This is a genomic window from Stutzerimonas kunmingensis, assembly GCF_021432085.1.
Taxonomy (GTDB): domain Bacteria; phylum Pseudomonadota; class Gammaproteobacteria; order Pseudomonadales; family Pseudomonadaceae; genus Stutzerimonas.
In genome coordinates, this window is the sequence record NZ_CP090366.1 from 3066816 (window position 1) to 3087534 (window position 20719).

General features: G+C 62.3%; 22 protein-coding genes. 3 read left to right on the forward strand and 19 right to left on the reverse strand.

Features of this window, described 5'->3' with window-relative positions:
• Positions 1-50 precede the first annotated feature (50 nt).
• Both ccmB and ccmA read right to left on the reverse strand, forming a co-directional pair.
• Positions 51-722 carry a heme exporter protein CcmB gene (gene ccmB, locus LW136_RS14400; protein ID WP_014820836.1) on the reverse strand — a complete coding sequence of 224 codons (672 nt, stop codon included), beginning with the start codon at positions 720-722 and terminating at the stop codon, positions 51-53.
• Positions 719-1354, reverse strand: coding sequence for a cytochrome c biogenesis heme-transporting ATPase CcmA (gene ccmA / locus LW136_RS14405; protein ID WP_014820837.1), 636 nt, complete (start codon positions 1352-1354; stop codon positions 719-721). The genes ccmB and ccmA overlap by 4 nt, the downstream gene beginning before the upstream one ends.
• A gap of 136 nt (positions 1355-1490) precedes the next feature.
• Between ccmA and fliK the strand changes: the two genes are divergently transcribed.
• Together fliK and LW136_RS14415 are read left to right on the forward strand one after the other, a co-directional pair.
• The gene (gene fliK / locus LW136_RS14410) at positions 1491-3020 is read left to right on the forward strand and encodes a flagellar hook-length control protein FliK (protein WP_090521209.1); all 1530 of its coding nucleotides are present in this window, start codon (positions 1491-1493) and stop codon (positions 3018-3020) included.
• The gene (locus LW136_RS14415) at positions 3017-3349 is read left to right on the forward strand and encodes an EscU/YscU/HrcU family type III secretion system export apparatus switch protein (RefSeq protein ID WP_023446671.1); all 333 of its coding nucleotides are present in this window, start codon (positions 3017-3019) and stop codon (positions 3347-3349) included. Before fliK ends, LW136_RS14415 begins: the two co-directional genes overlap by 4 nt.
• Here the strand turns inward: LW136_RS14415 and LW136_RS14420 are convergent.
• The 15 genes from LW136_RS14420 to flhA all read right to left on the reverse strand — a co-directional run bounded on the left by LW136_RS14420 (position 3330) and on the right by flhA (position 17991).
• Entirely contained in the window at positions 3330-3770 is a 441-nt protein-coding gene (locus tag LW136_RS14420) for a rhodanese-like domain-containing protein (RefSeq protein ID WP_014820840.1), read from the reverse strand. The genes LW136_RS14415 and LW136_RS14420 overlap by 20 nt on opposite strands.
• A 136-nt stretch (positions 3771-3906) precedes the next feature.
• The gene (locus LW136_RS14425) at positions 3907-4320 is read right to left on the reverse strand and encodes a DUF2802 domain-containing protein (RefSeq protein ID WP_041014448.1); all 414 of its coding nucleotides are present in this window, start codon (positions 4318-4320) and stop codon (positions 3907-3909) included.
• Positions 4321-4323: 3 nt separating this feature from the next.
• Positions 4324-4803, reverse strand: coding sequence for a chemotaxis protein CheW (locus LW136_RS14430; RefSeq protein ID WP_014820842.1), 480 nt, complete (start codon positions 4801-4803; stop codon positions 4324-4326).
• 83 nt (positions 4804-4886) lie between these two features.
• The gene (locus tag LW136_RS14435) at positions 4887-5687 is read right to left on the reverse strand and encodes a CheW domain-containing protein (protein ID WP_090521211.1); all 801 of its coding nucleotides are present in this window, start codon (positions 5685-5687) and stop codon (positions 4887-4889) included.
• A gap of 87 nt (positions 5688-5774) precedes the next feature.
• Positions 5775-6563 (reverse strand): ParA family protein, encoded by a 789-nt coding sequence (locus LW136_RS14440; protein WP_014820844.1) that lies wholly within the window; start codon positions 6561-6563, stop codon positions 5775-5777.
• An 87-nt stretch (positions 6564-6650) separates the two neighbouring features.
• Positions 6651-7493, reverse strand: coding sequence for a flagellar motor protein MotD (gene motD / locus LW136_RS14445; RefSeq protein WP_014820845.1), 843 nt, complete (start codon positions 7491-7493; stop codon positions 6651-6653).
• A 5-nt stretch (positions 7494-7498) separates the two neighbouring features.
• A complete protein-coding gene (locus LW136_RS14450) occupies positions 7499-8239 on the reverse strand; it encodes a flagellar motor protein (protein ID WP_014820846.1) in 741 nt (246 codons plus the stop codon).
• A gap of 16 nt (positions 8240-8255) precedes the next feature.
• A complete protein-coding gene (locus LW136_RS14455; protein WP_042926982.1) occupies positions 8256-9371 on the reverse strand; it encodes a protein-glutamate methylesterase/protein-glutamine glutaminase in 1116 nt (371 codons plus the stop codon).
• A 58-nt stretch (positions 9372-9429) separates the two neighbouring features.
• The gene (locus LW136_RS14460; RefSeq protein ID WP_042926983.1) at positions 9430-11622 is read right to left on the reverse strand and encodes a chemotaxis protein CheA; all 2193 of its coding nucleotides are present in this window, start codon (positions 11620-11622) and stop codon (positions 9430-9432) included.
• A gap of 11 nt (positions 11623-11633) precedes the next feature.
• Positions 11634-12428 carry a protein phosphatase CheZ gene (locus LW136_RS14465; RefSeq protein WP_014820849.1) on the reverse strand — a complete coding sequence of 265 codons (795 nt, stop codon included), beginning with the start codon at positions 12426-12428 and terminating at the stop codon, positions 11634-11636.
• Positions 12429-12451: 23 nt separating this feature from the next.
• Entirely contained in the window at positions 12452-12826 is a 375-nt protein-coding gene (locus LW136_RS14470) for a chemotaxis response regulator CheY (RefSeq protein ID WP_011913679.1), read from the reverse strand.
• A gap of 74 nt (positions 12827-12900) precedes the next feature.
• The gene (gene fliA, locus LW136_RS14475; RefSeq protein WP_102832866.1) at positions 12901-13626 is read right to left on the reverse strand and encodes an RNA polymerase sigma factor FliA; all 726 of its coding nucleotides are present in this window, start codon (positions 13624-13626) and stop codon (positions 12901-12903) included.
• Between the two features lie 17 nt (positions 13627-13643).
• Positions 13644-14471, reverse strand: a complete 828-nt coding sequence (gene fleN, locus LW136_RS14480) for a flagellar synthesis regulator FleN (protein WP_014820851.1) — start codon at positions 14469-14471, stop codon at positions 13644-13646.
• 91 nt (positions 14472-14562) lie between these two features.
• Positions 14563-15855: a flagellar biosynthesis GTPase FlhF gene (gene flhF, locus LW136_RS14485; protein ID WP_042926986.1), complete on the reverse strand. Its 1293-nt coding sequence runs from the start codon at positions 15853-15855 to the stop codon at positions 14563-14565.
• A 15-nt stretch (positions 15856-15870) separates the two neighbouring features.
• Entirely contained in the window at positions 15871-17991 is a 2121-nt protein-coding gene (flhA, locus tag LW136_RS14490; RefSeq protein WP_045666631.1) for a flagellar biosynthesis protein FlhA, read from the reverse strand.
• A 221-nt stretch (positions 17992-18212) separates the two neighbouring features.
• Between flhA and sodC the strand changes: the two genes are divergently transcribed.
• Positions 18213-18734: a superoxide dismutase family protein gene (gene sodC / locus LW136_RS14495; protein ID WP_014820854.1), complete on the forward strand. Its 522-nt coding sequence runs from the start codon at positions 18213-18215 to the stop codon at positions 18732-18734.
• 43 nt (positions 18735-18777) lie between these two features.
• On the opposite strand, the gene flhB is transcribed toward sodC, so the two are convergent.
• Complete coding sequence (gene flhB, locus LW136_RS14500) at positions 18778-19914, reverse strand: flagellar biosynthesis protein FlhB (protein WP_014820855.1); 1137 nt, start codon at positions 19912-19914, stop codon at positions 18778-18780.
• Positions 19915-19941: 27 nt separating this feature from the next.
• Positions 19942-20718, reverse strand: a complete 777-nt coding sequence (gene fliR / locus LW136_RS14505) for a flagellar biosynthetic protein FliR (protein ID WP_014820856.1) — start codon at positions 20716-20718, stop codon at positions 19942-19944.
• Between the last annotated feature and the right edge of the window lies 1 nt (position 20719).

Here is a 20719-nt window from a genome sequence, read left to right on the forward strand (position 1 = left end):
GAGATTCGTTACATCGACCGGGTGTGAGCGCCGGCCATCTGGGTGTGTCGCTATTCGCCAACGCTGATCTTCAGCCCGGCAGCTATCGCAAAGGGTGTAAGGGTAACGGCCAACGCAGTCAGACTGGCCAGCCAAAGCAGGTGACCGACTGCCGGTAGACCTTGCAACGACGCTTGCAGGGCGCCGCTGCCGAGAATCAGTACCGGGATGTAGAGCGGCAGGATGAGCAACGCCAGCAGCAAGCCACCCCGCTTCAATCCTACCGTCAACGCCGCGCCCACCGCACCGAGCAGACTCAGAATCGGCGTCCCCAGCAACAGTGAAACCAGCAGCACCGGAATGGTCCCAAGCGGCAGACCCAACATCAAGCCCAACAGCGGCGCCAGCAGCACCAGCGCCAACCCGGAAAAAGCCCAGTGCGCCAGTACCTTGGCGAGAACCAGGAGCGCGAGCGGGTGCGGCGAAACGACCCACTGCTCGAGCGAGCCATCTTCGAAATCACTGCGAAAAAGACCATCCAGTGACAGCAGAACGGCCAGTAATGCTGCCACCCAGACCAAGCCGGGAGAGATGGTTTGCAGAAGCTGAGTCTCCGGCCCTACCGCAAGCGGGAACAACGCGATAACGATGGCGAAGAACACCAGCGGGTTGGCCAGCTCAGCCGGGCGACGGAACAGCAGACGCGTCTCGCGCGCCAGCAGAAGAGTGAATACGCTGCTCATGCGGCTCGCTGTCCCAGATCGAGCTCACAGTAGCCGGTAGGCTTTTCCGTCAGGCTGTGGTGAGTGGTCAGTACGACCAGTCCGCCCTGCTCGCAATGCGCTGCGAGATGCCTCTCAAGCTGCGCCACGCCATGTTTGTCGAGCGCGGTAAATGGCTCATCGAGAATCCACAGCGGCGGTGGCGAGAGATACAGACGCGCCAACCCCACGCGGCGCTGCTGGCCAGCAGAAAGGGTATGACAGGGCACGTCTTCGAACCCGCGCAGTCCCACTTCGGCAAGTGCATGCCATATCGCCTCGCGGCTGGCCGGCTGGTGCAACGCACAGAGCCAAGTGAGATTCTCCTCAGCTGTCAGCAAGCCCTTGATGCCAGCAGCATGGCCGATCCACAACAGGTTGCGTGCCAGTTCACCACGCTGAGCGCTGAGCGACCGGCCCTTGAGCAGCACCTCGCCTGCGGTTGGTTGCATCAGGCCGCATAGCAGGCGCAGCAGACTGGTTTTGCCGCTGCCATTGGGCCCGGAAATCTGCAGCATTTCCCCACTCTCGAGACGCAGATCCAACTTGTCGAAAAGCAGCCGCCAATCCCGTTCGCAAGCGAGGGCTACGGCTTCGAGAAAGGGAGTTGACACGGCTGGCGACACCTCAAGATGAAAAAGGCCTGGCCGCTATACTCAGGAAGCAGGGCCAGGCGGGCGGAATTATACATGGCAACCTTTGGTGCCGAGGGCCGCGAACGCGAAAGGTTGTAAGAGCATTTGAGGAAAGATGACCGAGATCAAGAGTACCACTGCCCTGCCCCCAAGCAGCGCGCCGCGCCAGGCGGCAGCGGCGAATGACCTCGCTTTGAAACTGCTGCAACCGATGCAAGGCCTTCTGGCGGCTGGCGAAAACGCCGAAGCGGAGGTAGTCAGCATCAGGGAAGCGGCGCAGGCATTTCGGCTGGTGCTGCGGCTGACCATGGGCAGCGGGCGCCAGGCGACCGTCGAGGTCAGCAGCAACAAGGCACCGCCACCCGGCACCGCATACGTCATCACCGCCCTGTCCGACACCCGGTTGCTGGCCGCTCCACAGATCGCCGGGCGCCAGCCCGCCTCGATGATCGACCTTCAGCAACTGCCGGTCGGCAGCGTCATCCAGGGCCGTGTCGTGGCGACCAGTCAACAGCAGTCGGAGGACGGGCAGAAGATCTTCAAGGCGGTCATCAGCCTGCTCAACAGCCCCGTCGCTGGACAGAAGCTGAATATCGAATCAGCCAACCCGCTGGCACTCGGCAGCCTGCTGACAGCGCAGGTCAAAGGCGACCAATCCCTCGCATTCCTTCCGCTGAGCGGGCGCCTCGATCAGCTGCATCTCGGCGAGCAACTGGGCGCCCAACACAACCGCCAGGCCTCGCTGGAAGGCCTGTTCAAGGCTCTACAGGGTGGTACCGGGGCTCTCCCCGAGGGGCTGCGCGGCGCCGCCGAAAAACTGCTGGGGCTGATACCCGAAATGCAGCAACTGGGCGATGCCAAGGCACTCGCCGCAGCGCTGGCCAGGAGCGGCGTGTTCCTTGAAGCGCGCTTGCTGGCCGGGCAAACCGAAGGACTGCAGGGCGACCTCAAGGCTGGACTGCTGCGCCTACTGGCGCAAATGCCCAATCTTCCAGGTAGCACGCCGCTGGTCTGCGCCCAGGCCAGTGCCGCCATGGGCCAGGCGTTGCCTGCATTTGCGCGGCAAGCACTGGGCTCCCTGGCGCAAAGCAATGTCCGTCAGCTCGCGCTGGGGTTCCCGCTACCAACCCGACTGCCGCCTAGCCTGGAAGAAGAAGCCGACCTCGAAATGCTGCTCAAGCTCGCAGCCGCCGCGGTATCCAGGCTGCAGACCCATCAACTGTCCAGTCTCGCGCAGACACAAATCGGCCCGGACGGCGCCCTCCTCACCACCTGGCAGCTGGAGCTGCCAATGCGCGACCAGCGCGATATCGTGCCGCTGCAAATCAAGCTGCAGCGCGAAGAAGAGCCGAGAAAGCAGGAGAAGGAGCGTGGCGAGCCGCTCTGGAAGATCGAACTCGCATTCGATGTCGCACCACTCGGGCCACTGCAAGTTCAAGCACAGTTGACGCGCGGCACCCTCACCAGCCAGCTGTGGGCCGAGCGCAGTGCCACGGCCCAGTTGGTGGCGACCGAACTTACCCATCTGCGTGAGCGCCTACAGGCAGCCGGGCTGAGTGTCGGAGAATTGAGCTGCAGGCAAGGCACGCCACCGCAGGGTCCGAGCACCAATCTGGAGCAACGCTTCGTGGACGAGAAGGCATGACCGACAAGCAGCCACGCCAGGCAATCGCGCTCAGCTATGACGGTGTCAACGCGCCGAGCCTGAGCGCCAAGGGTGATGACGAACTGGCCGAGACGATCCTCGCCATCGCTCGGGAACATGAGGTGCCGATCTACGAGAACGCCGATCTGGTGAGATTGCTGGCGAAGCTTGAGCTGGGCGACGAGATCCCGGAAGCGTTATACCGCACCATCGCGGAGATCATCGCCTTTGCCTGGTACCTCAAGGGCAAATGCCCGCCAGGGTTCCACGAACGGAGCTCAGGCGAACCAGCGCCGCCCCTGCCGCAACTCAGTGGGCCTGCGCGTTGAGTACGACGGCTGCACGATCTTCACCAGTGACCTGAGGGAGATCATGCAGCTGCCAGGCGAAATAGCCGGCACGGAAATAGAACACCCGCTGGTAGCCCCAGGCCACGGCCATTCTTGCGGCTTCCGCGCTGCGCGGGCAGATTTCGCTGTCGCAGTAAATCACCAGCGGAAGCTCACGCGGCCACTCCGGCCCGGCCAGGCTGACGAAATCACTGGCCAGATCGAAGTGCACGGCGCCTTCCACGTGGCCCCATAACCATTCGCGGTCGGCACGCACATCGATGAAGACGGCGCCCAGTTCATGAAGGCGCTTGGCTTGAAAGACGTTTACGGTCATTGCGCCGTCCACATCGTCTGGCGCCTCGACGGCCTGAGCGCCAAGCGAAACCATGAACAGCAACAGAATGAGAGTAAGCCGCATCATTGCCCTCCTCGCCCCAAGCATGGGACCTGGACAAGCTCAGCAATGCCAAGCTGATACGGATTGGAATGTGCAGGGTGTGGGAGGTTCCGGCACAAGGCCTGGAAGGGACGACCAGTCGACGGAAAAACCGCAATCAGGGTTTCTTGCGAGCCTGATGCAGTTTGCTCATCAGCTCCGCTTCGGATTGCGACAGGCCACAGGACTGCGTCAGGTCGTCGACGCTTGCGCCCATGCCGACCAGTTTGGCCGCCTGGGAGAAGGAGAAGTTGTTGGGGTCGCGCTGTTCCAGCTGGGTGAGCTTGTCCGGCAACGGCGCCAGCGTGCGACTCAGCTCACGCAACTCATCACCCATGCGCAAGCTGCCTTCCAGATAGGCATCCAGGCGGCTGCTCAGCTCCTTGATGCGCTTATCCCTGTTCGCATCGCGTTGCTGCTGTTGTTCGGCCAGAAACCGCTGCCGCCTGAGCAGCCACAGGCAGAAGCCCAGCAGCCCAAGACAGCAGAAGGCCAGCGCAACCAACGATGCGACCAGCGACGCGATCAGCATGTATCAGATGCTCTCAAGCTCGGCCCATTCTTCTTCGCTCATCATCTTGTCGAGTTCGACCAGAATCAGCAGCTCGCCGTTCTTGTTGCAGACGCCCTGAATGAATTTGGCCGACTCATCATTACCGACGTTGGGCGCAGTTTCGATCTCGGATTGGCGAAGATAGACCACCTCGGCAACGCTATCGACCATGATCCCGATGACCTGACGATCCGCCTCGATGATCACGATTCGAGTATTGTCCGATACCGACGCGGTTTCCAGGCCGAAACGCTGACGCGTGTCGATCACCGTCACCACATTGCCGCGCAGGTTGATGATGCCGAGCACATAGCTCGGAGCACCCGGTACCGGCGCGATCTCGGTATAACGCAACACCTCCTGGACCTGCATCACGTTGATACCGTACGTCTCGTTGTCCAGACGGAAGGTCACCCATTGCAGTACAGGATCTTCGGAACCTTGCGCAGACGTCATCTTCATAGCCCCACCTTCTTCAGTTACCGCAATGGCGGTCGATTCTATCGCCGGGCCGCGCAACAGGCGCGACCGTCAATTGTTTGCTTTCAATGCGTCCGCGGCTTCGTCGCGCCCTGCATCTGTTTCACAGCGCCACTGGCGATCAGCTCGGCCAGCGCAGTCACGTCGACCAGCGCGCACATATGCTCGATTACCGTACCGGCCAGCCATGGACGCTGACTGCGCTGCGTACGCCACTTGACCTCACTGGGGTCGAGGCGAATCGAGCGACTGACCTGATGGACCGCCAGCCCCCATTCGTAGCCCTGAACCGAGATCACGTACTGCAACCCCTCGCGGAAGTCGTCACGATACCGATCAGGCATCACCCAGCGCGCGGTGTCCAGCACCTTCAGATTGCCTGACTGGCTCGGCAGTATGCCAAGAAACCAGTCGGGCTGACCGAACAGCGGCGTCAGTTCCTGCCCGGCCAGCGGATAGATGGAGCCCAGACACACCAGCGGCACCGCCAGGGTCAACCCTGCCACATCGAACAGCAGGCACTCGAAAGGCTCCTCCCCCCAACCCGGATGGGCGTCAGGCACGGCTTCGACTGGCTCGCTGGGCAGCTGCGGCGCAACCTCGAGCTCCACGACCGGCTCAATAGTCGGCACCGGCGGCATCGTTAGAGGCGCTTCCACCACGGGCGGCGGCGCCGGCTGGACTATTTCAAGACGCGGCGGTTGGCTCTGCCGCGTATCACGCAGTTGCTCCTCGAGCACGGCCGCCTGGAATTCGTCCTGACTGACCGAGTCGGCCAGTTCAATGGCAGCGTCCTGCAACAGCCCATCGAGATAGGACTGCAGCGCCTGCTGGGATCGGGTTTCGGTTAGGACGGTGCGGCTCATGGAACGAACTCGTTATGAGAATCTGAACAGGCTATCGGCCACTGGCGCGACAAACTTGAGCTGGCAGGCGCCGAGCGGCATGGCACTTCACGCCACCTGCGGAGACACTTGCGACGCCAGCAGATGCTTGAGCAAGGCCCGATAGGCAAGAACCGCACGACTGGTCGGATCGAACTGCGAAGGCGTCAGGCCGGCGCGGCTGGCATCGCGCAGCCGCGTATCGACCGGGATGAACGCTGGCCAGAGATGATCGGCATAACCGGCTCGCAGTACCTTGAGCGTATTCATCGAGGCCTGGGTGCGGCGGTCGAACAAGGTCGGCACGATGGTGTAAGGCAGCGCTTGCTTGCGCGAACGGTTGATCATCGACAGCGTGCTGACCATTCGCTCGAGACCCTTCATCGCCAGAAACTCCGTCTGCACCGGAATCACCAGCTGCTGACTGGCAGCCAGCGCGTTGACCATCAGCACACCGAGCAGCGGCGGGCTGTCGATGATGGCGTAATCGAAGTCCTGCCAAAGCTGCGACAGGCTCTTGGCAATGACCAGCCCGAGGCCGTTCTGCCCGGGCGACTGGCGCTCGAGTGTCGCCAGCACGGTACTGGAAGGCATCAGCGAGATACGCTCGTGACTGGTGGCCAGCAGCAGCTGCCACGGCAGGCCATCCGGCACGGTACCCTGGTGCTGGAAGAGATCGAAGACGCTATGGTCCAGGTTATCGGGATCATGCCCGAAATAGCTGGTCATCGACCCATGTGGATCCAGATCCAGCACGACGACGCGCTTGCCGGAATCGGCCAGCAAGCCCGCCAGTGCGATCGACGTAGTGGTCTTGCCCACCCCACCCTTTTGATTGGCTACAGCCCAGACTCTCATTGATCTTCCACCCGGCGAAGCTGACCGGAACGGCATTGCCTGAAAACGGCAAAGCGACGGTGTTTTGACGACTGCGCCCTGAAGCGCTTACATGGACACAGCCGGTGCAGATTGTGTGCCAGCCCGACGCAACGCATCGTCAGGCCGTACATTGCTGCTACCCATTCCGGTGACACTTCGGCGCACATCGAGATTGCGCGACACCACCAGAATCACCCGCCGGTTGCGCGCCCGGCCTTCGGCTGTCGCGTTGTCCGCCACGGGCTGAAATTCGCCATAGCCCACCGCTGCCATCCGCGAAGGGTCCACCCCCTGCGCCGCAAGCATCCTCACAACGCTGCCAGCGCGGGCTGCGGACAGCTCCCAGTTGGTCGGGAACTGGCTGGTGCTGATTGGCAGATTGTCGGTAAACCCTTCGACATGGATCGGGTTGTCGAAAGGGGCCAGAATTCCGGCGACCTTGTCGATCAGCAGAAATGCCTGGTCGTTGGGAAGCGCATCGCCGCTGGGGAACAGCAGGCTGGAGTTGAGTTCGATCTCGATCCACAGCTCATTGCCACGGATCGTCAATTGCTCGTTGGCGATCAGCTCGCCGAACGTCTCGCGCATGCTCTGCGCAATCCGCTCCAGCGGATCGACGGTCGGCTTCCCCGCCGACGAAGCCGGGCCCGACAGATCCTCGACCTGGGACACTTCCGCCTCGGTGGTCCGAGGTCGCTCCTCACCGATGGGGATGGGCTTGACCGAACGATCGACCTGATTGAACACGCCGACCAGCGAATCGGAGAGGATCTTGTACTTGCCCTCGTTGATCGAGGAGATCGAGTACATCACCACGAAGAAGGCAAATAACAGCGTGATGAAGTCGGCGTAGGACACCAGCCATCGCTCGTGATTCTCGTGCTCTTCCGGTGGTCTGCGTCTGGCCATGGCGGTCAGTCCATGAAGCCTTGCAGCTTCATCTCGATGGAACGCGGATTTTCGCCCTCGGCAATGGACAACACGCCCTCCAGCAGCATCTCGCGATAGGCGGTCTGCCGCTGGACGACGCTCTTCAGCTTGTTGCCGACCGGCAGCACCAGCAGGTTGGCGAAAGCGACGCCATAGATGGTCGCCACGAACGCAACGGCGATGCCGCTGCCCAGCTGGCTGGGATCGGCCAGATTGCCCATCACGTGGATCAACCCCATTACCGCGCCGATGATGCCGATGGTCGGCGAGTAGCCACCCATGCTCTCGTAGACCTTGGCCGCGCGCAGGTCACGCCCCTCCTGGGTATACAGATCGACCTCGAGGATGCTGCGAATCACTTCCGGCTCGGCGCCATCGACAAGCAACTGCAGGCCCTTGCGCGCGTATGGGTCGGGTTCCGTCTCGGCGACCGGCTCGAGGCCGAGCAACCCCTCCTTGCGCGCAGTATTGCTCCAGGTAGTGACCATGAGGATGCCGCGCGCGAGATCGATGCGCGGCGGAAAGAATATCCAGCGACCGATACTCATCGCCCGCATGAACACGGCGATGGGCGTCTGCAGCAGCACGGCACCCAGGGTACCGCCAAGCACGATCAACGCGGCCGGCCCATTGAGCAGCGCCGAGATATGGCCGCCCTCGAGAAAATTGCCCCCAACGATGGCGACGAACGCCAACAGCAGCCCGATCAGGCTGAGCACGTCCATTAGAGGCGGGCCTCCATCAGATGCACGCCTCGGCCAGATTGCGACCGATATCGTCGAGCCCGTAGACCGCATCACTCAGGTTGGCTTTGACCACCGCCATCGGCATGCCATAGATCACGCAGCTGGCTTCATCCTGCGCCCACACCTGGCTGCCGCTCTGCTTGAGCAACCGTGCGCCTTCGCGACCATCGGCACCCATGCCGGTCAGCACCACCGCCAGCACCTTGTCGTGAAACGACTTGGCGGCCGAACCGAAGGTAACGTCGACGCAAGGCTTGTAGTTGAGGCGATCATCGCCCGGCAGGATGCGAACCGCACCGCGGCCATCGATCATCATCTGCTTGCCACCCGGTGCCAGCAAAGCAAGCCCCGGACGCAGTACATCGCCGTCTTCGGCTTCCTTGACACGAATGCGGCAAAGCTTGTCCAGACGATCGGCGAAGGCTTTGGTGAACGCGGCCGGCATGTGCTGGATGAGCACGATCGGCGCGGGGAAATTCGCCGGGAGCTGAGTGAGCACACGCTGCAGCGCCACCGGACCGCCAGTAGACGTACCAATGGCCACCAGCTTATACGCCTTGCGCTTGGGCGCCGGCGAACGAGCTGCCGGCGCCGCGGGCGCTGGCGTTGTAGCGCCGATCCGGGGCGCTGCAGTAGCCAATGTCGAGGCAGTGCCACGCGCGGATACCGGCGGCGTACTTACGCTCGAGGTACAGAACGTGCTGTAGCGCCGGTTGCTGCGCGAGACGGTATGTACCTTCTCGCACAGCAGCTGCTTGACCTTATCCGGGTTACGCGAAATGTCTTCGAAGTTCTTCGGCAGATAGTCGACGGCGCCGGCATCCAGTGCATCGAGGGTGACCCGAGCGCCTTCGTGCGTCAGCGAGGAAAACATCAACACCGGTGTGGGGCAGCGCTGCATGATCTGCCGCACCGCCGTGATGCCGTCCATCATCGGCATCTCGTAGTCCATGGTGATGACATCCGGCTTCAACGCCAGCACCTGGTCGATCGCCTCGCGTCCGTTGGTGGCGGTGCCGACGACCTGGATATTCGAATCAGAGGAAAGGATTTCCGAGACGCGCCGACGAAAGAAGCCGGAATCGTCGACGACCAGGACCTTGACTGCCATACATCACTCCTAGCGGCAGCGCTCCCATCCCATCCGAGGTAAGCGCTGCCTGACTGAATCAAATCCTGCGTGCGTAGCGCTTGAGCATGCTGGGAACATCGAGAATCAGCGCGATGCGGCCATCGCCGGTGATCGTCGCACCGGACATGCCAGGCGTACCCTGCAGCATCTTGCCAAGCGGCTTGATGACCACTTCTTCCTGTCCCACGAGCTGATCGACGACGAAGCCGATGCTCTGATTGCCGACGCTGAGAATTACTACATGGCCTTCACGCTGCTCTTCCTGAGCCGCATCGTTGACCAGCCAGCGCTTGAGGTAGAACAGCGGCAGCGCCTTGTCGCGGACGATCACCACTTCCTGGCCATCGACGACGTTGGTCCGCGACAGGTCGAGGTGGAAGATCTCGTTGACGTTGACCAGCGGGAAGGCGAAGGCCTGGTTGCCGAGCATGACCATCAGGGTCGGCATGATCGCCAGGGTCAGCGGCACCTTGATCACCACCCGCGAGCCCTGGCCCTTGGTGGAGAACACGTTCACTGTGCCATTGAGCTGGGAAATCTTGGTCTTGACCACGTCCATGCCGACACCGCGGCCGGACACGTCGGAAATCTCGGTCTTGGTCGAGAAGCCCGGCGCGAAGATCAGGTTATAGCACTCCAGGTCGCTCAGGCGATCGGCGGCATCCTTCTCCAGCATGCCTTTCTCGACGGCCTTGGCGCGCAGGACGTTGGCATCCATACCCTTGCCGTCATCACTGATGATCAACAGGATATGGTCGCCTTCCTGCTCGGCGGAAAGCACTACCCGTCCGGTACGTGGCTTGCCGGCGGCTTCGCGCTCCTCGGGCATCTCGATACCGTGGTCGACCGCGTTGCGCACCAGGTGCACCAGCGGATCGGCCAGGGCTTCGACCAGGTTCTTGTCGAGGTCGGTTTCTTCACCGACGAGCTCAAGGTTGATCTCTTTCTTCAGGCTGCGAGCCAGGTCGCGGACCAGGCGCGGGAAGCGACCGAAGACCTTCTTGATCGGCTGCATGCGGGTCTTCATCACCGCACTCTGCAGATCGGCCGTCACCACGTCGAGGTTGGAGACGGCCTTGGCCATCGCCTCGTCGCCGCTGTTGGAGCCCAGGCGTACCAGACGGTTACGCACCAGCACCAGCTCGCCGACCATGTTCATGATCTCGTCCAGGCGTGCGGTATCGACGCGCACGGTGGTCTCGGCCTCGGCCGGAGGCTTTTCCGCCGGAGCAGCAGCGGCCGGCTTGCTCACCGCAGCTGCCGGAGCGGCCTTGGCCGGAGCAGCAGCAGGGGCAGGCTTGGGCGCCGGTTTGATCGGCACAGCCGCAGCAGGTTCAGCCGGGGTCTCGACGACCGCAGGCTCGAACTTGCCCTTGCCATGCAGTTGATCGAGCAGTGCTTCGAACTCGTCGTCGGTGATCTCGTCAGCTGCACCAGCTGTACCACCGCCCTTTGCCGGTTCGGCGCTTGCCGGCGCAGCGGGTTCAGCCGGGGCCGCTTCGAACTTGCCCTTGCCATGCAGCTGGTCCAGCAAGGCTTCAAATTCGTCATCGGTGATTTCGTCACTGGTCGGCGCAGCAACGAACTCGCTCTCGGCAGGCATCGAGGCACCCGCAGCGGCAGAGAATTGTCCCTTGCCATGCAGCTGGTCGAGCAGCGACTCGAATTCGTCGTCGGTAATCTCGTCGGTGGCAGGGCCAGTCGCTACTTCGGCCGCAGCCGGCTCGCTGGCGGACGGCTGAATGGCATCGAGCATCTGTTCGAATTCGCTATCGGCGCCCTCGGACCGGGATTCGGCCACGACCTGCGGTTCGACTGCCGGCGCTGGCTCATCAGCCGAGGCTGGCTCCGCCAGACGTGCCAGCGCCGCAAGCAACTCACGCGAGGCTGGCGTCGGCTCGACGCGCTCGCGGACCTGGCTGAACATCGCGTTCACGGCGTCGAGCGCCTGCAGAACGACATCCATCAGTTCGGAATCGACTCGACGCTCACCCTTGCGCAGGATGTCGAAGACGTTTTCGGCGATATGGCAGCACTCCACCAGCTCATGCAGCTGGAGGAACCCGGCACCGCCCTTGACCGTATGGAACCCGCGAAAAATCGCATTGAGCAACGCCATGTCATCGGGGCTGCTTTCCAGCTCCACGAGTTGCTCGGACAATAGTTCGAGAATCTCGCCGGCCTCTACCAGGAAGTCCTGGAGGATTTCTTCATCGGCGTCGAAGCTCATATTCACTTCCCCTAAAAGCCCAGGCTTGAAAGCAGATCATCGACATCGTCCTGGCCGGAAACGACGTCTTCACGCATATCGGCATGCATCTGCGGACCTTCACCCTTGGAAGGCTCTTTTTCTTGTTTTTTCTTTTCCTGCTCGGCGCGCATCGCTTCGCGGTCATGCTGGATGCCCGCCACGCGATCGACCTGCCCCGCCATCAGGACCAGGTTAAGCAGGTTGCTTTCGAGTTCAGTGATGAGACGCGTCACTCGCTTGATCACCTGGCCCGTCAGGTCCTGGAAGTCCTGCGCGAGCATGATTTCGCTGAGGTTCTGCGACAGCTGGCCGCCATCGTTCATGCTGCGCTGCAGGTACTGGTCGATGCGCTTGACCAGATCGCGGAACTGATCGGCATTCATCTCACGACGCATGAAGCGCTGCCAGTCGGCTGTCAGGCTCTGCGCCTCATAGCTCACGTAGTTCACCAGCGGCGCTGATTCTTCGACCAGGTCCATGGTGCGGTTGGCAGCCTTCTCGGTCATCTCCACCACGTAGGACAGGCGATCGGTCGCGTCCGTGATCGGCGACGGATCACCGCCAGTGGCGCAGGTGTCCATCTCGAGCTTGACGATGGCGTTGTGCAGCTCTCGGGTGAGCTTGCCAACCTCCAGATAGAGCCCGTGGTTGCGCACCTGATTCAGCTCATTGAACATCTGCGTCGCTTCATCGAAGCGGCCCTGCTGCAGACTTTCGATCAACTTGGGTGCATGCGCCTTCAGAGTTGCTTCGAACTCTGCCAGGCTTTGGTCTGCTTGCGTCATAGTGCCCTCGCGGCGTTGCTGCTTCAGCCGTTGACGCGCTCGAAGATCTTCTCGATCTTCTCCTTGAGCACCTGGGCAGTGAAAGGCTTGACCACATAGCCGTTAACCCCGGCCTGGGCGGCTTCGATGATCTGATCGCGTTTCGCTTCGGCCGTCACCATCAGCACCGGCAGGTGCTTGAGGCGCTCATCGGCACGCACGGTGCGCAGCAGATCGATTCCGCTCATTCCCGGCATGTTCCAGTCGGTCACCAGGAAGTCGAAGCTGCCGCTCTTGAGCATCGGCAGCGCGGTAGTACCGTCATCCGCTTCAGCGGTGTTGGTGAACCCCAGATCACGCAGGAGGTTCTTGATGATTCGTCTCATCGTCGAGAAGTCATCGACGATGAGGATTTTCATGTTCTTGTCCAAGTCGACCTCCGTAAGTCCCAAAATGCCTCAGCAAACCGAGCACGTCATACCGCAAACAATCGTTAATTGGCGCGCCATTCGCCGAGGCGCGCGCGCAAGCGCGCAGCGCACTGGCTATGCAACTGGCTCACACGCGACTCGCTGACCCCCAGCACCTGACCGATTTCCTTCAAATTCAATTCTTCGTCGTAATACAGCGACAGCACCAGCTTTTCACGCTCGGGCAGGTTGGCGATGGCGTCGGCCAGCGCCTGCTGAAAACGTTCATCCTCGAGATCACGGAACGGCTCCGGGTAGAGACTGGCAGCGTCCTCCTCGAGCTCGCCATGATCGCCTTCCTGCAGCAGATCGTCGAAGCTGAACAGGCGACTACCCAGCGTATCGCCAAGAATGCCGTAATACTCGTCGAGACTTAGCTTAAGTTCGGCCGCAACCTCGTGATCTTTAGCGTCGCGCCCGGTTTTCGCTTCGATCGCCCGGATCGCCTCGCTGACCATCCGCGAATTGCGATGTACCGAACGCGGCGCCCAGTCACCCTTGCGGACTTCGTCCAGCATGGTGCCGCGAATGCGGATACCGGCGTAGGTTTCAAAGCTGGCACCCTTGCCGGCGTCGTATTTCTTAGCTGCTTCCAGCAGTCCGATCATTCCAGCCTGAATCAGATCGTCCACTTGCACGCTTGCAGGCAGACGCGCCAACAAGTGGTAAGCGATTCGCTTGACCAACGGGGCGTACTGATCGATCAGGCGGTACTGCGCATCCTTTGCCTGAGCCTTGCTGTAATACATAGCGGATCCGGCACCTGTCATTCGTGGCTGGGTGAAGCGGGGCTGATGAGGCGCTCTACGAAGAACTCGAGATGACCCCGCGGCGTCGCCGGCAGAGGCCAGGTATCAACCTTCTGCGCGATCGCCTTGAAGGCTAGTGCACATTTCGAGCGCGGGTACGCTTCATAGACTGCGCGCTGCTTCTGCACGGCCTTGCGCACCGCTTCGTCGTAAGGGACTGCACCGACATACTGCAGCGCCACGTCGAGAAAGCGCTCGGTAACCTTGGTCAGCTTGGCGAACAAATTGCGGCCTTCCTGCGGTGCGTGAGCCATGTTGGCCAACACGCGGAAGCGGCTGATGCCGTAATCGCGGTTCAGCAGCTTGATAAGTGCATAGGCGTCGGTGATGGACGTGGGCTCGTCGGTGACCACCAGCAGCACTTCCTGAGCTGCGCGCACGAAGCTCACTACGGAATCGCCGATGCCAGCCGCGGTGTCGATGATCAGCACGTCGAGCTCGTCGCCAAGCTCGCTGAACGCCTGGATCAACCCGGCGTGCTGCAGGGAAGACAGCTGCACCATGCTCTGCGTGCCGGATGCGGCCGGCACTACGCGGATGCCACCCGGCCCCTGGATCAGTACGTCGCGCAGATCACATTCGCCGGCGATGACGTCAGCCAGGGTGCGCTTGGTGGTAAGCCCCAGCAGCACGTCGACGTTGGCCAGGCCAAGGTCGGCGTCAAGCAACACCACACGCCGGCCGAGGTCCGCCAGCGCCAGTGCCAGATTGACCGACACGTTGGTCTTGCCGACGCCACCCTTGCCGCCAGTCACCGCAATCACCTGTACGGGATGCATACCCATGTTCACATGCCTATATCTTGCTGGGGCCTTGCGGCCGGCGATGCGTCCGCATGGCACGCATCTGATTCATTCGAGTACCGCTGTCGCAGCATCATCCAGCCCGCCGTGACGAGCCGTTGTACAACCCGGCGAACATGTCGGCCATGGTTTCTTCGCTCGGCTCCTCGCCGGACTGCAGGCTCACCGCCCGGCTGACCAGCTGATGGCTGCGCGGCAGATGCAGGTCGTCAGGAATCCGGGGACCATCGGCCAGGTAGGCTATCGGCAAATGCTGGCTGATCGTGAGACCGAGCACATCGCCAAGGCTGCCCGCCTCGTCGAGCTTCGTCAGGATACAACCGGCCAGCCCACAACGACGATAGTTGTGCCATGCAGCCTTGAGCACCTGGCTCTGGCTGGTTGCCGCCAGCACCAGGTAATTCTTCGATTTGACGCCCTTGTCCGACAGCGCTTCGAGCTGCATGCGCAGCGTCGGATCGCTTGCCGGCAAGCCGGCGGTGTCGATCAGGATGATCCGCTTACGCGCCAGCGAGGCCAGCGATTTGCTCAGCGGCTGGCTAGGATCGATCTGCACCACCGGCACGTCGAGGATCCGGCCCAGTGTCTTGAGCTGTTCCTGCGCACCGATCCGATAATTGTCCATGCTGGCCAGCGCAATGCTCTGCGCGCCGTGTTTCAGCACGTAGCGAGCAGCCAGCTTGGCCAGCGTAGTGGTCTTGCCGACGCCTGCTGGGCCGACCAGAGCAATCACACCGCCCTCTTCCAGCGGCTCGTTCTTGGTGACCTTGATTGCCTGCGCCAGATACGCCAGCACCATGCGCCAGGCCTGACGCGGCTCGTTAATGCCGGCGACCTTTTCCAGCAGGCTACGCGACAGCTCGGCCGGCAGGCCCAGGCGTTGCAGACGGCGCCAGAGGCCTGCCTGCTGCGGGCGACGGCTCTGCTCCTGGCCCCAGGCGATCGAGCCGAGCTGCACTTCGATCAGCTCGCGCAAACCGTGCAGTTCCGAGTACATCGCTTCGATGGCTCGGGAGTCGGCCGCGGGTGAAGGCTCGGCGACCGTATCGGGCTGCACCTTGCTGGCCGCGACGGCAGGCTTCTCGTCAACCAGTTGACGATCCTGCATCTTCGCGCGCGGCGCAGCGCTCAGCTCGGCATGTGCATTGGCCAGCCGCGACTGCGTCTTGCGCAATTCGGCTTCCAGCGCCGGGTTGGGCTTGTTGGCCGCCGGCGCGGACTGCATGGGGTAATCGAGCACAGCGGTCAGCTCGACGCCACCGGCCACCCGGCGATTGCCGATGATCACGGCATCGGCGCCCAGCTCGTCGCGAACCATTTTCATGGCGATGCGCATATCGGCGGCGAAGAAACGTTTGACCTGCATGGCCTGCACCCTCGGTTAATTCTGACCCACCGTCGAGACGATGGTGACCTGCTTGTTGTCCGGTATTTCCTGGTAGGCCAGAACATGAATGTTCGGTACCGCCAGACGCGCGAATCTCGACAGCATCGCCCGTACCGGGCCGGCTACCAGCAGTACCGCCGGCTTGCCGAGCATTTCTTGACGCTGTGCTGCTTCTACCAGGGACCTTTGCAACTTTTCGGCCATTCCCGGCTCCAGCAAAATGCCGTCTTCGGAGCCTTGACCAGCCTTCTGCAGGCTATTGAGCAAAATCTGTTCCAACCGAGGCTCCAGAGTGATCACAGGCAGCTCCGGCTCTAGTCCCACAACGTTTTGCACGATTGCGCGAGACAATGCGACGCGTACCGCAGCAACCATTGCGGCGGGATCTTGACTCTTGGCGGCCGCATTGGCGATGGCCTCGGCGATGGTCCGGATGTCGCGCACCGGCACCTGCTCCTGCAGCAAGGCTTGCAGCACCTTGAGCAGCGTGGACAGCGAAACCATCCCGGGCACCAGCTCCTCGGCCAGCTTGGGCGAGCTCTTGGCCAGCAGCTGCAACAGCTGCTGGACCTCCTCATGGCCAAGCAGTTCGTGGGCATGCTTGTGCAGCACCTGATTGAGGTGGGTGGCGACCACCGTACTGGCATCCACCACGGTATAACCAAGCGACTGCGCCTGATCACGCTGGCTCGCTTCGATCCAGACCGCCTCCAGCCCGAACGCCGGATCTCTGGCGGTAATGCCATTGAGCGGCCCGAACACCTGGCCCGGGTTAATCGCCAGCTCCCGATCCGGATAGACCTCAGCCTCGGCCAGACTCACCCCCATCAGCGTCAAGCGATAGGCGTTGGGCAACAGATCGAGGTTGTCACGGATGTGAACCGAGGGCATGAGAAAACCCAGGTCCTGCGAGAGCTTCTTGCGTACGCCCTTGATTCGGGCCAGCAGCTGGCCACCCTGGTTGCGATCCACCAGCGGAATCAGACGGTATCCAACTTCCAGCCCCACCATGTCCACCGGGGTTACATCGTCCCAACCCAGCTCCTTGGTTTCGGCCGCACGCTGGGCCGGGAGCAGATCCTGCTGTTTCTGTACTTCCTGCTCGGCCTTCTTCACGACCTGCTTCTGCCGATGCCAGATCCAGTAGGCACCCGCTGCAGCCGCGGCGCCAAGGCCGAGAAAGGACATGTGCGGCATGCCGGGAACCAGACCCATGGCAATCATGATTGCCGCGGAAACGGCCAGCGCCTTGGGCGAGGCGAACATCTGCCGCTGCACCTGCTGCCCCATGTCCTCGGAACTGGTAACGCGGGTAACCATGATGGCCGCCGCGGTGGACAGCAGCAGCGAAGGAATCTGCGCAACCAGGCCATCACCGATGGTCAGCAGTGCATAGACCTGGCCGGCATCGCTGAAGCTCATGCCGTGCTGCGCCATGCCGATACCGACGCCGCCGATCAGGTTGATGAAGAGAATCAGCAGACCGGCGATGGCGTCACCACGGACGAACTTCGACGCACCATCCATGGAACCGTAGAAATCAGCTTCCGATGACACTTCACTACGTCGCTTCTTGGCTTCTTCCTGGTCGATCAGGCCGGCGTTGAGGTCGGCGTCGATCGCCATCTGCTTGCCGGGCATGGCATCAAGGGTGAAGCGCGCACTCACTTCCGAGATGCGGCCGGCACCCTTGGTCACCACGACGAAGTTGATGATCATCAGGATCGCGAACACCACGATACCGACGACGTAGTTGCCGCCGATCACCACATTACCGAAGGCCTCGATCACATGGCCGGCAGCGGAGCCGCCTTCATGGCCGTTGATCAGCACCACCCGCGTCGACGCCACGTTCAACGCCAGACGCATCAGTGTGGCAACCAGCAGAATCGTCGGGAACACTGCGAAATCCAGCGGGCGCAACGCATAGACGCTGACCAGCAGCACGACGATCGACAACGCAATGTTGAAGGTGAACAGCAGATCCAGCAGGAACGGCGGCACCGACAGCATCATCATGCCCATCATCACGAGCAGCAGCAGCGGCACGCCGAGGTTGCCGCGCCCCGCACCCGTCAGGCCATTGCGAATATTGATGAGTTGCGTGCGATCCAACGTAGCCCCCGGGGATACAGAACGAATTCTTGACGCGACAAGCGTCCTGCCCGGGTTATAGCAAGAAGGGGTCCAACTTCTGCGGCCCGTCGCAGAGCCCGCCGCACGGTCTGTCCCTAGCCAGACCTGCGAGCCGCCGCGCCAGCGAACGCCAACGACAACTGGCAGTCACACTAGCAACCGGCGACAGCCCGTCGCCGTTTGTACAAAGGAGCTTCCAGATGAAACAGTGGATCATCGCCGCGCTGGCCGGCTGCACTGCGGTCGCCGTTCAGGCTGATACATTGAACGTCAAGGTGAACGCCGTGACGGCCCAGGGCGTCGGCGAATCGGTCGGCAGCGTCAAGATCGAAAACAGCGAATACGGGCTGGTGTTCCGCCCCGAGCTATCGGGCCTGCAGCCTGGCGCCCACGGCTTTCACGTTCACGCCAAGGGCAGTTGCGAGCCGGCCGAGATCGATGGCAAGCAGACCCCGGCTGGCGCAGCGGGCGGTCACTGGGACCCGAAGAACAGCGGCAAGCATGGCGAACCCTGGGGTGACGGCCATATGGGCGACCTGCCGGCGCTGTACGTCGACAGCGAGGGCAAAGCCAGTCAGCCAGTGCTGGCGCCGCGCCTGAAGAGCCTGGGCGATATCAAAGGCTTGGCGCTGATGGTTCACCAGGGCGGAGACAATCATTCCGACCATCCGCAACCCCTCGGCGGTGGCGGTGCGCGGGTCGCCTGCGGCGTCATCGAATAACGCAGGGACACGCGGCGAGCCGGCAATCGCCGCGTGACGCGCCTCAGTCGTCGCGGCGCAGATTCGGCGGGATGGGCACATCATTCAAGGGGTCCGGCCGCCGCCCCTTGCCCGCGCGGTACTGGCGCAGCTGATAGACGTACGCCAGTACCTGCGCCACTGCCAAGTAAAGGCCGGCGGGAATCTCCTGGTCCAGTTCGGTCGAGTAGTACACCGCCCGCGCCAGCGCCGGCGACTCCAGCACCGTCACCTTGTGCTCCTGGGCGATTTCACGAATCTTCAGCGCGACGAAGTCGCCGCCCTTGGCCACCAGCCGGGGCGCACCGCCCTTGTCGCCGTCGTATTTCAGGGCGACGGCGAAGTGCGTCGGGTTGGTGATCACCACGTCTGCCTCGGGCACAGCCTGCATCATGCGCCGCTGCGCCGCCTCACGCTGCAGCTGGCGGATGCGTGACTTGACCTCCGGCTTGCCCTCGGAATCCTTGTACTCGTCCTTGACCTCCTGCTTGGTCATCATCAGCTTCTGCTTGTTGTCCCAGAGCTGGAACGGCACATCCACCGCCGCGATCAGGATCAAGCCGCAGGCCATCCAAAGGGCGCACCAGCCAACCACCTCGGCACTGTGCATGATGGCCAGGTCCAACGGCTGCTTGGCGATGGACAGCAGATCGTCCTGATAGGCCGAAAGCACCAGCAACGCCACGCCGAGTACCACGAGAAACTTGCCCAGCGCCTTGAGCAGCTCGACCAGCGCCTTGGTGGAGAACATCCGCTTGAGCCCGGCAGCCGGATTCATCCGGCTCATCTTCGGCGCCATCGCCTTGGCCGAGAACAACCAGCCACCCAGCGATACCGGGCCGACGATCGATGCGATCAGCAAGGCGATCAGCAGCGGCATGATCGCCTCCAGCGCAATCATGCCGCTGCCCATCAGCAGTCGTACCATGGAGCCTTCGTCGAGCAGCGTTTCCCGGCTCAGCTCGAAGGTACCCTGCATCATCGCCATCAGGCTCTGCGCCAGACCTGCGCCAGACGCCAGCAGCCCGCCGATACCGCCCAGGGTCACTGCGACCGTGCTGAGCTCGCGGGAACGGGCCAACTGCCCTTTTTCGCGGGATTCGCGCAGGCGTTTCTCTGTGGGTTCCTCACTTTTGTCCGCGCCGCTTTCGCTCTCAGCCATGCGCGACCTCCGACCCTGCCACTCTCATCAGCGCGCTCCCGCCAGTTCACGCAGCATGGCCAGCGCCTCGCTGACAAAAACCTGGTACTGCGCAAAGATGTCCGCCATGCCGATCCAGACGATGATCAGGCCCAGCACCAGGGTCAACGGAAAGCCAATGGAGAAGATGTTCAATTGCGGCGCGGCCCGCGTCATCAGGCCGAACGCCAGGTTCACCACCAGCAGTGCGGTGATCGCAGGCAGCACCAGCAGCAACCCGGCGCCCAAGACCCAACCCAGCTTGCCCGCCACCTCCCAGTAATGATTGGTCGACAGACCACCACCTACCGGCAGCGTCACGAAGCTCTCGGCAAGAATCTCCAGCACCACCAGATGGCCGTTTACCGAGAGGAACAACAGGATCACCAGCATGTTGAAGAACTGACCGAGCACCGGCACCGAGATGCCGTTGGCAGGATCGACCATCGACGCGAAACCCAGGCCCATCTGCATGGCCAGCAACTGGCCGGACACGATGAATACGTGGAAGAAAAGCTGCAGGACGAACCCCAGCATCACACCGATCACCAGCTGCTCGGCGATCAGCAGCAACGAGGCCAGGCTGAGCGACTCGACCACCGGCATGGGCGGCAACGTCGGCACCAGTACTAGGGCGATGGCCAGCGACAGGTAAAGCCGCACCCTCATCGGCACCAGCTGCGTACCGATCAGCGGCATGCTCATCAGCAAGGCGGCGATGCGGAACAGCGGCAGCAGGAACTGCCCTACCCAGCCGCCGATCTGCGCATTGCTCAGCTCAAGCACG

What these genes read in the sequence shown, in the direction of transcription:
- LW136_RS14470 (WP_011913679.1), bottom strand. Translation starts at nt 12,826, where the DNA reads ATGAAAATCCTCATCGTCGATGACTTCTCGACGATGAGACGAATCATC.
- LW136_RS14435 (WP_090521211.1), bottom strand. Translation starts at nt 5,687, where the DNA reads ATGAGCCGCACCGTCCTAACCGAAACCCGATCCCAGCAGGCGCTGCAG.
- fliK (WP_090521209.1), top strand. Translation starts at nt 1,491, where the DNA reads ATGACCGAGATCAAGAGTACCACTGCCCTGCCCCCAAGCAGCGCGCCG.
- flhB (WP_014820855.1), bottom strand. Translation starts at nt 19,914, where the DNA reads ATGGCTGAGAGCGAAAGCGGCGCGGACAAAAGTGAGGAACCCACAGAG.
- LW136_RS14430 (WP_014820842.1), bottom strand. Translation starts at nt 4,803, where the DNA reads ATGAAGATGACGTCTGCGCAAGGTTCCGAAGATCCTGTACTGCAATGG.
- sodC (WP_014820854.1), top strand. Translation starts at nt 18,213, where the DNA reads ATGAAACAGTGGATCATCGCCGCGCTGGCCGGCTGCACTGCGGTCGCC.
- LW136_RS14415 (WP_023446671.1), top strand. Translation starts at nt 3,017, where the DNA reads ATGACCGACAAGCAGCCACGCCAGGCAATCGCGCTCAGCTATGACGGT.
- LW136_RS14465 (WP_014820849.1), bottom strand. Translation starts at nt 12,428, where the DNA reads ATGACGCAAGCAGACCAAAGCCTGGCAGAGTTCGAAGCAACTCTGAAG.
- LW136_RS14440 (WP_014820844.1), bottom strand. Translation starts at nt 6,563, where the DNA reads ATGAGAGTCTGGGCTGTAGCCAATCAAAAGGGTGGGGTGGGCAAGACC.
- flhF (WP_042926986.1), bottom strand. Translation starts at nt 15,855, where the DNA reads ATGCAGGTCAAACGTTTCTTCGCCGCCGATATGCGCATCGCCATGAAA.
- LW136_RS14420 (WP_014820840.1), bottom strand. Translation starts at nt 3,770, where the DNA reads ATGCGGCTTACTCTCATTCTGTTGCTGTTCATGGTTTCGCTTGGCGCT.
- motD (WP_014820845.1), bottom strand. Translation starts at nt 7,493, where the DNA reads ATGGCCAGACGCAGACCACCGGAAGAGCACGAGAATCACGAGCGATGG.
- fliA (WP_102832866.1), bottom strand. Translation starts at nt 13,626, where the DNA reads ATGTATTACAGCAAGGCTCAGGCAAAGGATGCGCAGTACCGCCTGATC.
- LW136_RS14455 (WP_042926982.1), bottom strand. Translation starts at nt 9,371, where the DNA reads ATGGCAGTCAAGGTCCTGGTCGTCGACGATTCCGGCTTCTTTCGTCGG.
- LW136_RS14450 (WP_014820846.1), bottom strand. Translation starts at nt 8,239, where the DNA reads ATGGACGTGCTCAGCCTGATCGGGCTGCTGTTGGCGTTCGTCGCCATC.
- ccmB (WP_014820836.1), bottom strand. Translation starts at nt 722, where the DNA reads ATGAGCAGCGTATTCACTCTTCTGCTGGCGCGCGAGACGCGTCTGCTG.
- LW136_RS14425 (WP_041014448.1), bottom strand. Translation starts at nt 4,320, where the DNA reads ATGCTGATCGCGTCGCTGGTCGCATCGTTGGTTGCGCTGGCCTTCTGC.
- fleN (WP_014820851.1), bottom strand. Translation starts at nt 14,471, where the DNA reads ATGGGTATGCATCCCGTACAGGTGATTGCGGTGACTGGCGGCAAGGGT.
- LW136_RS14460 (WP_042926983.1), bottom strand. Translation starts at nt 11,622, where the DNA reads ATGAGCTTCGACGCCGATGAAGAAATCCTCCAGGACTTCCTGGTAGAG.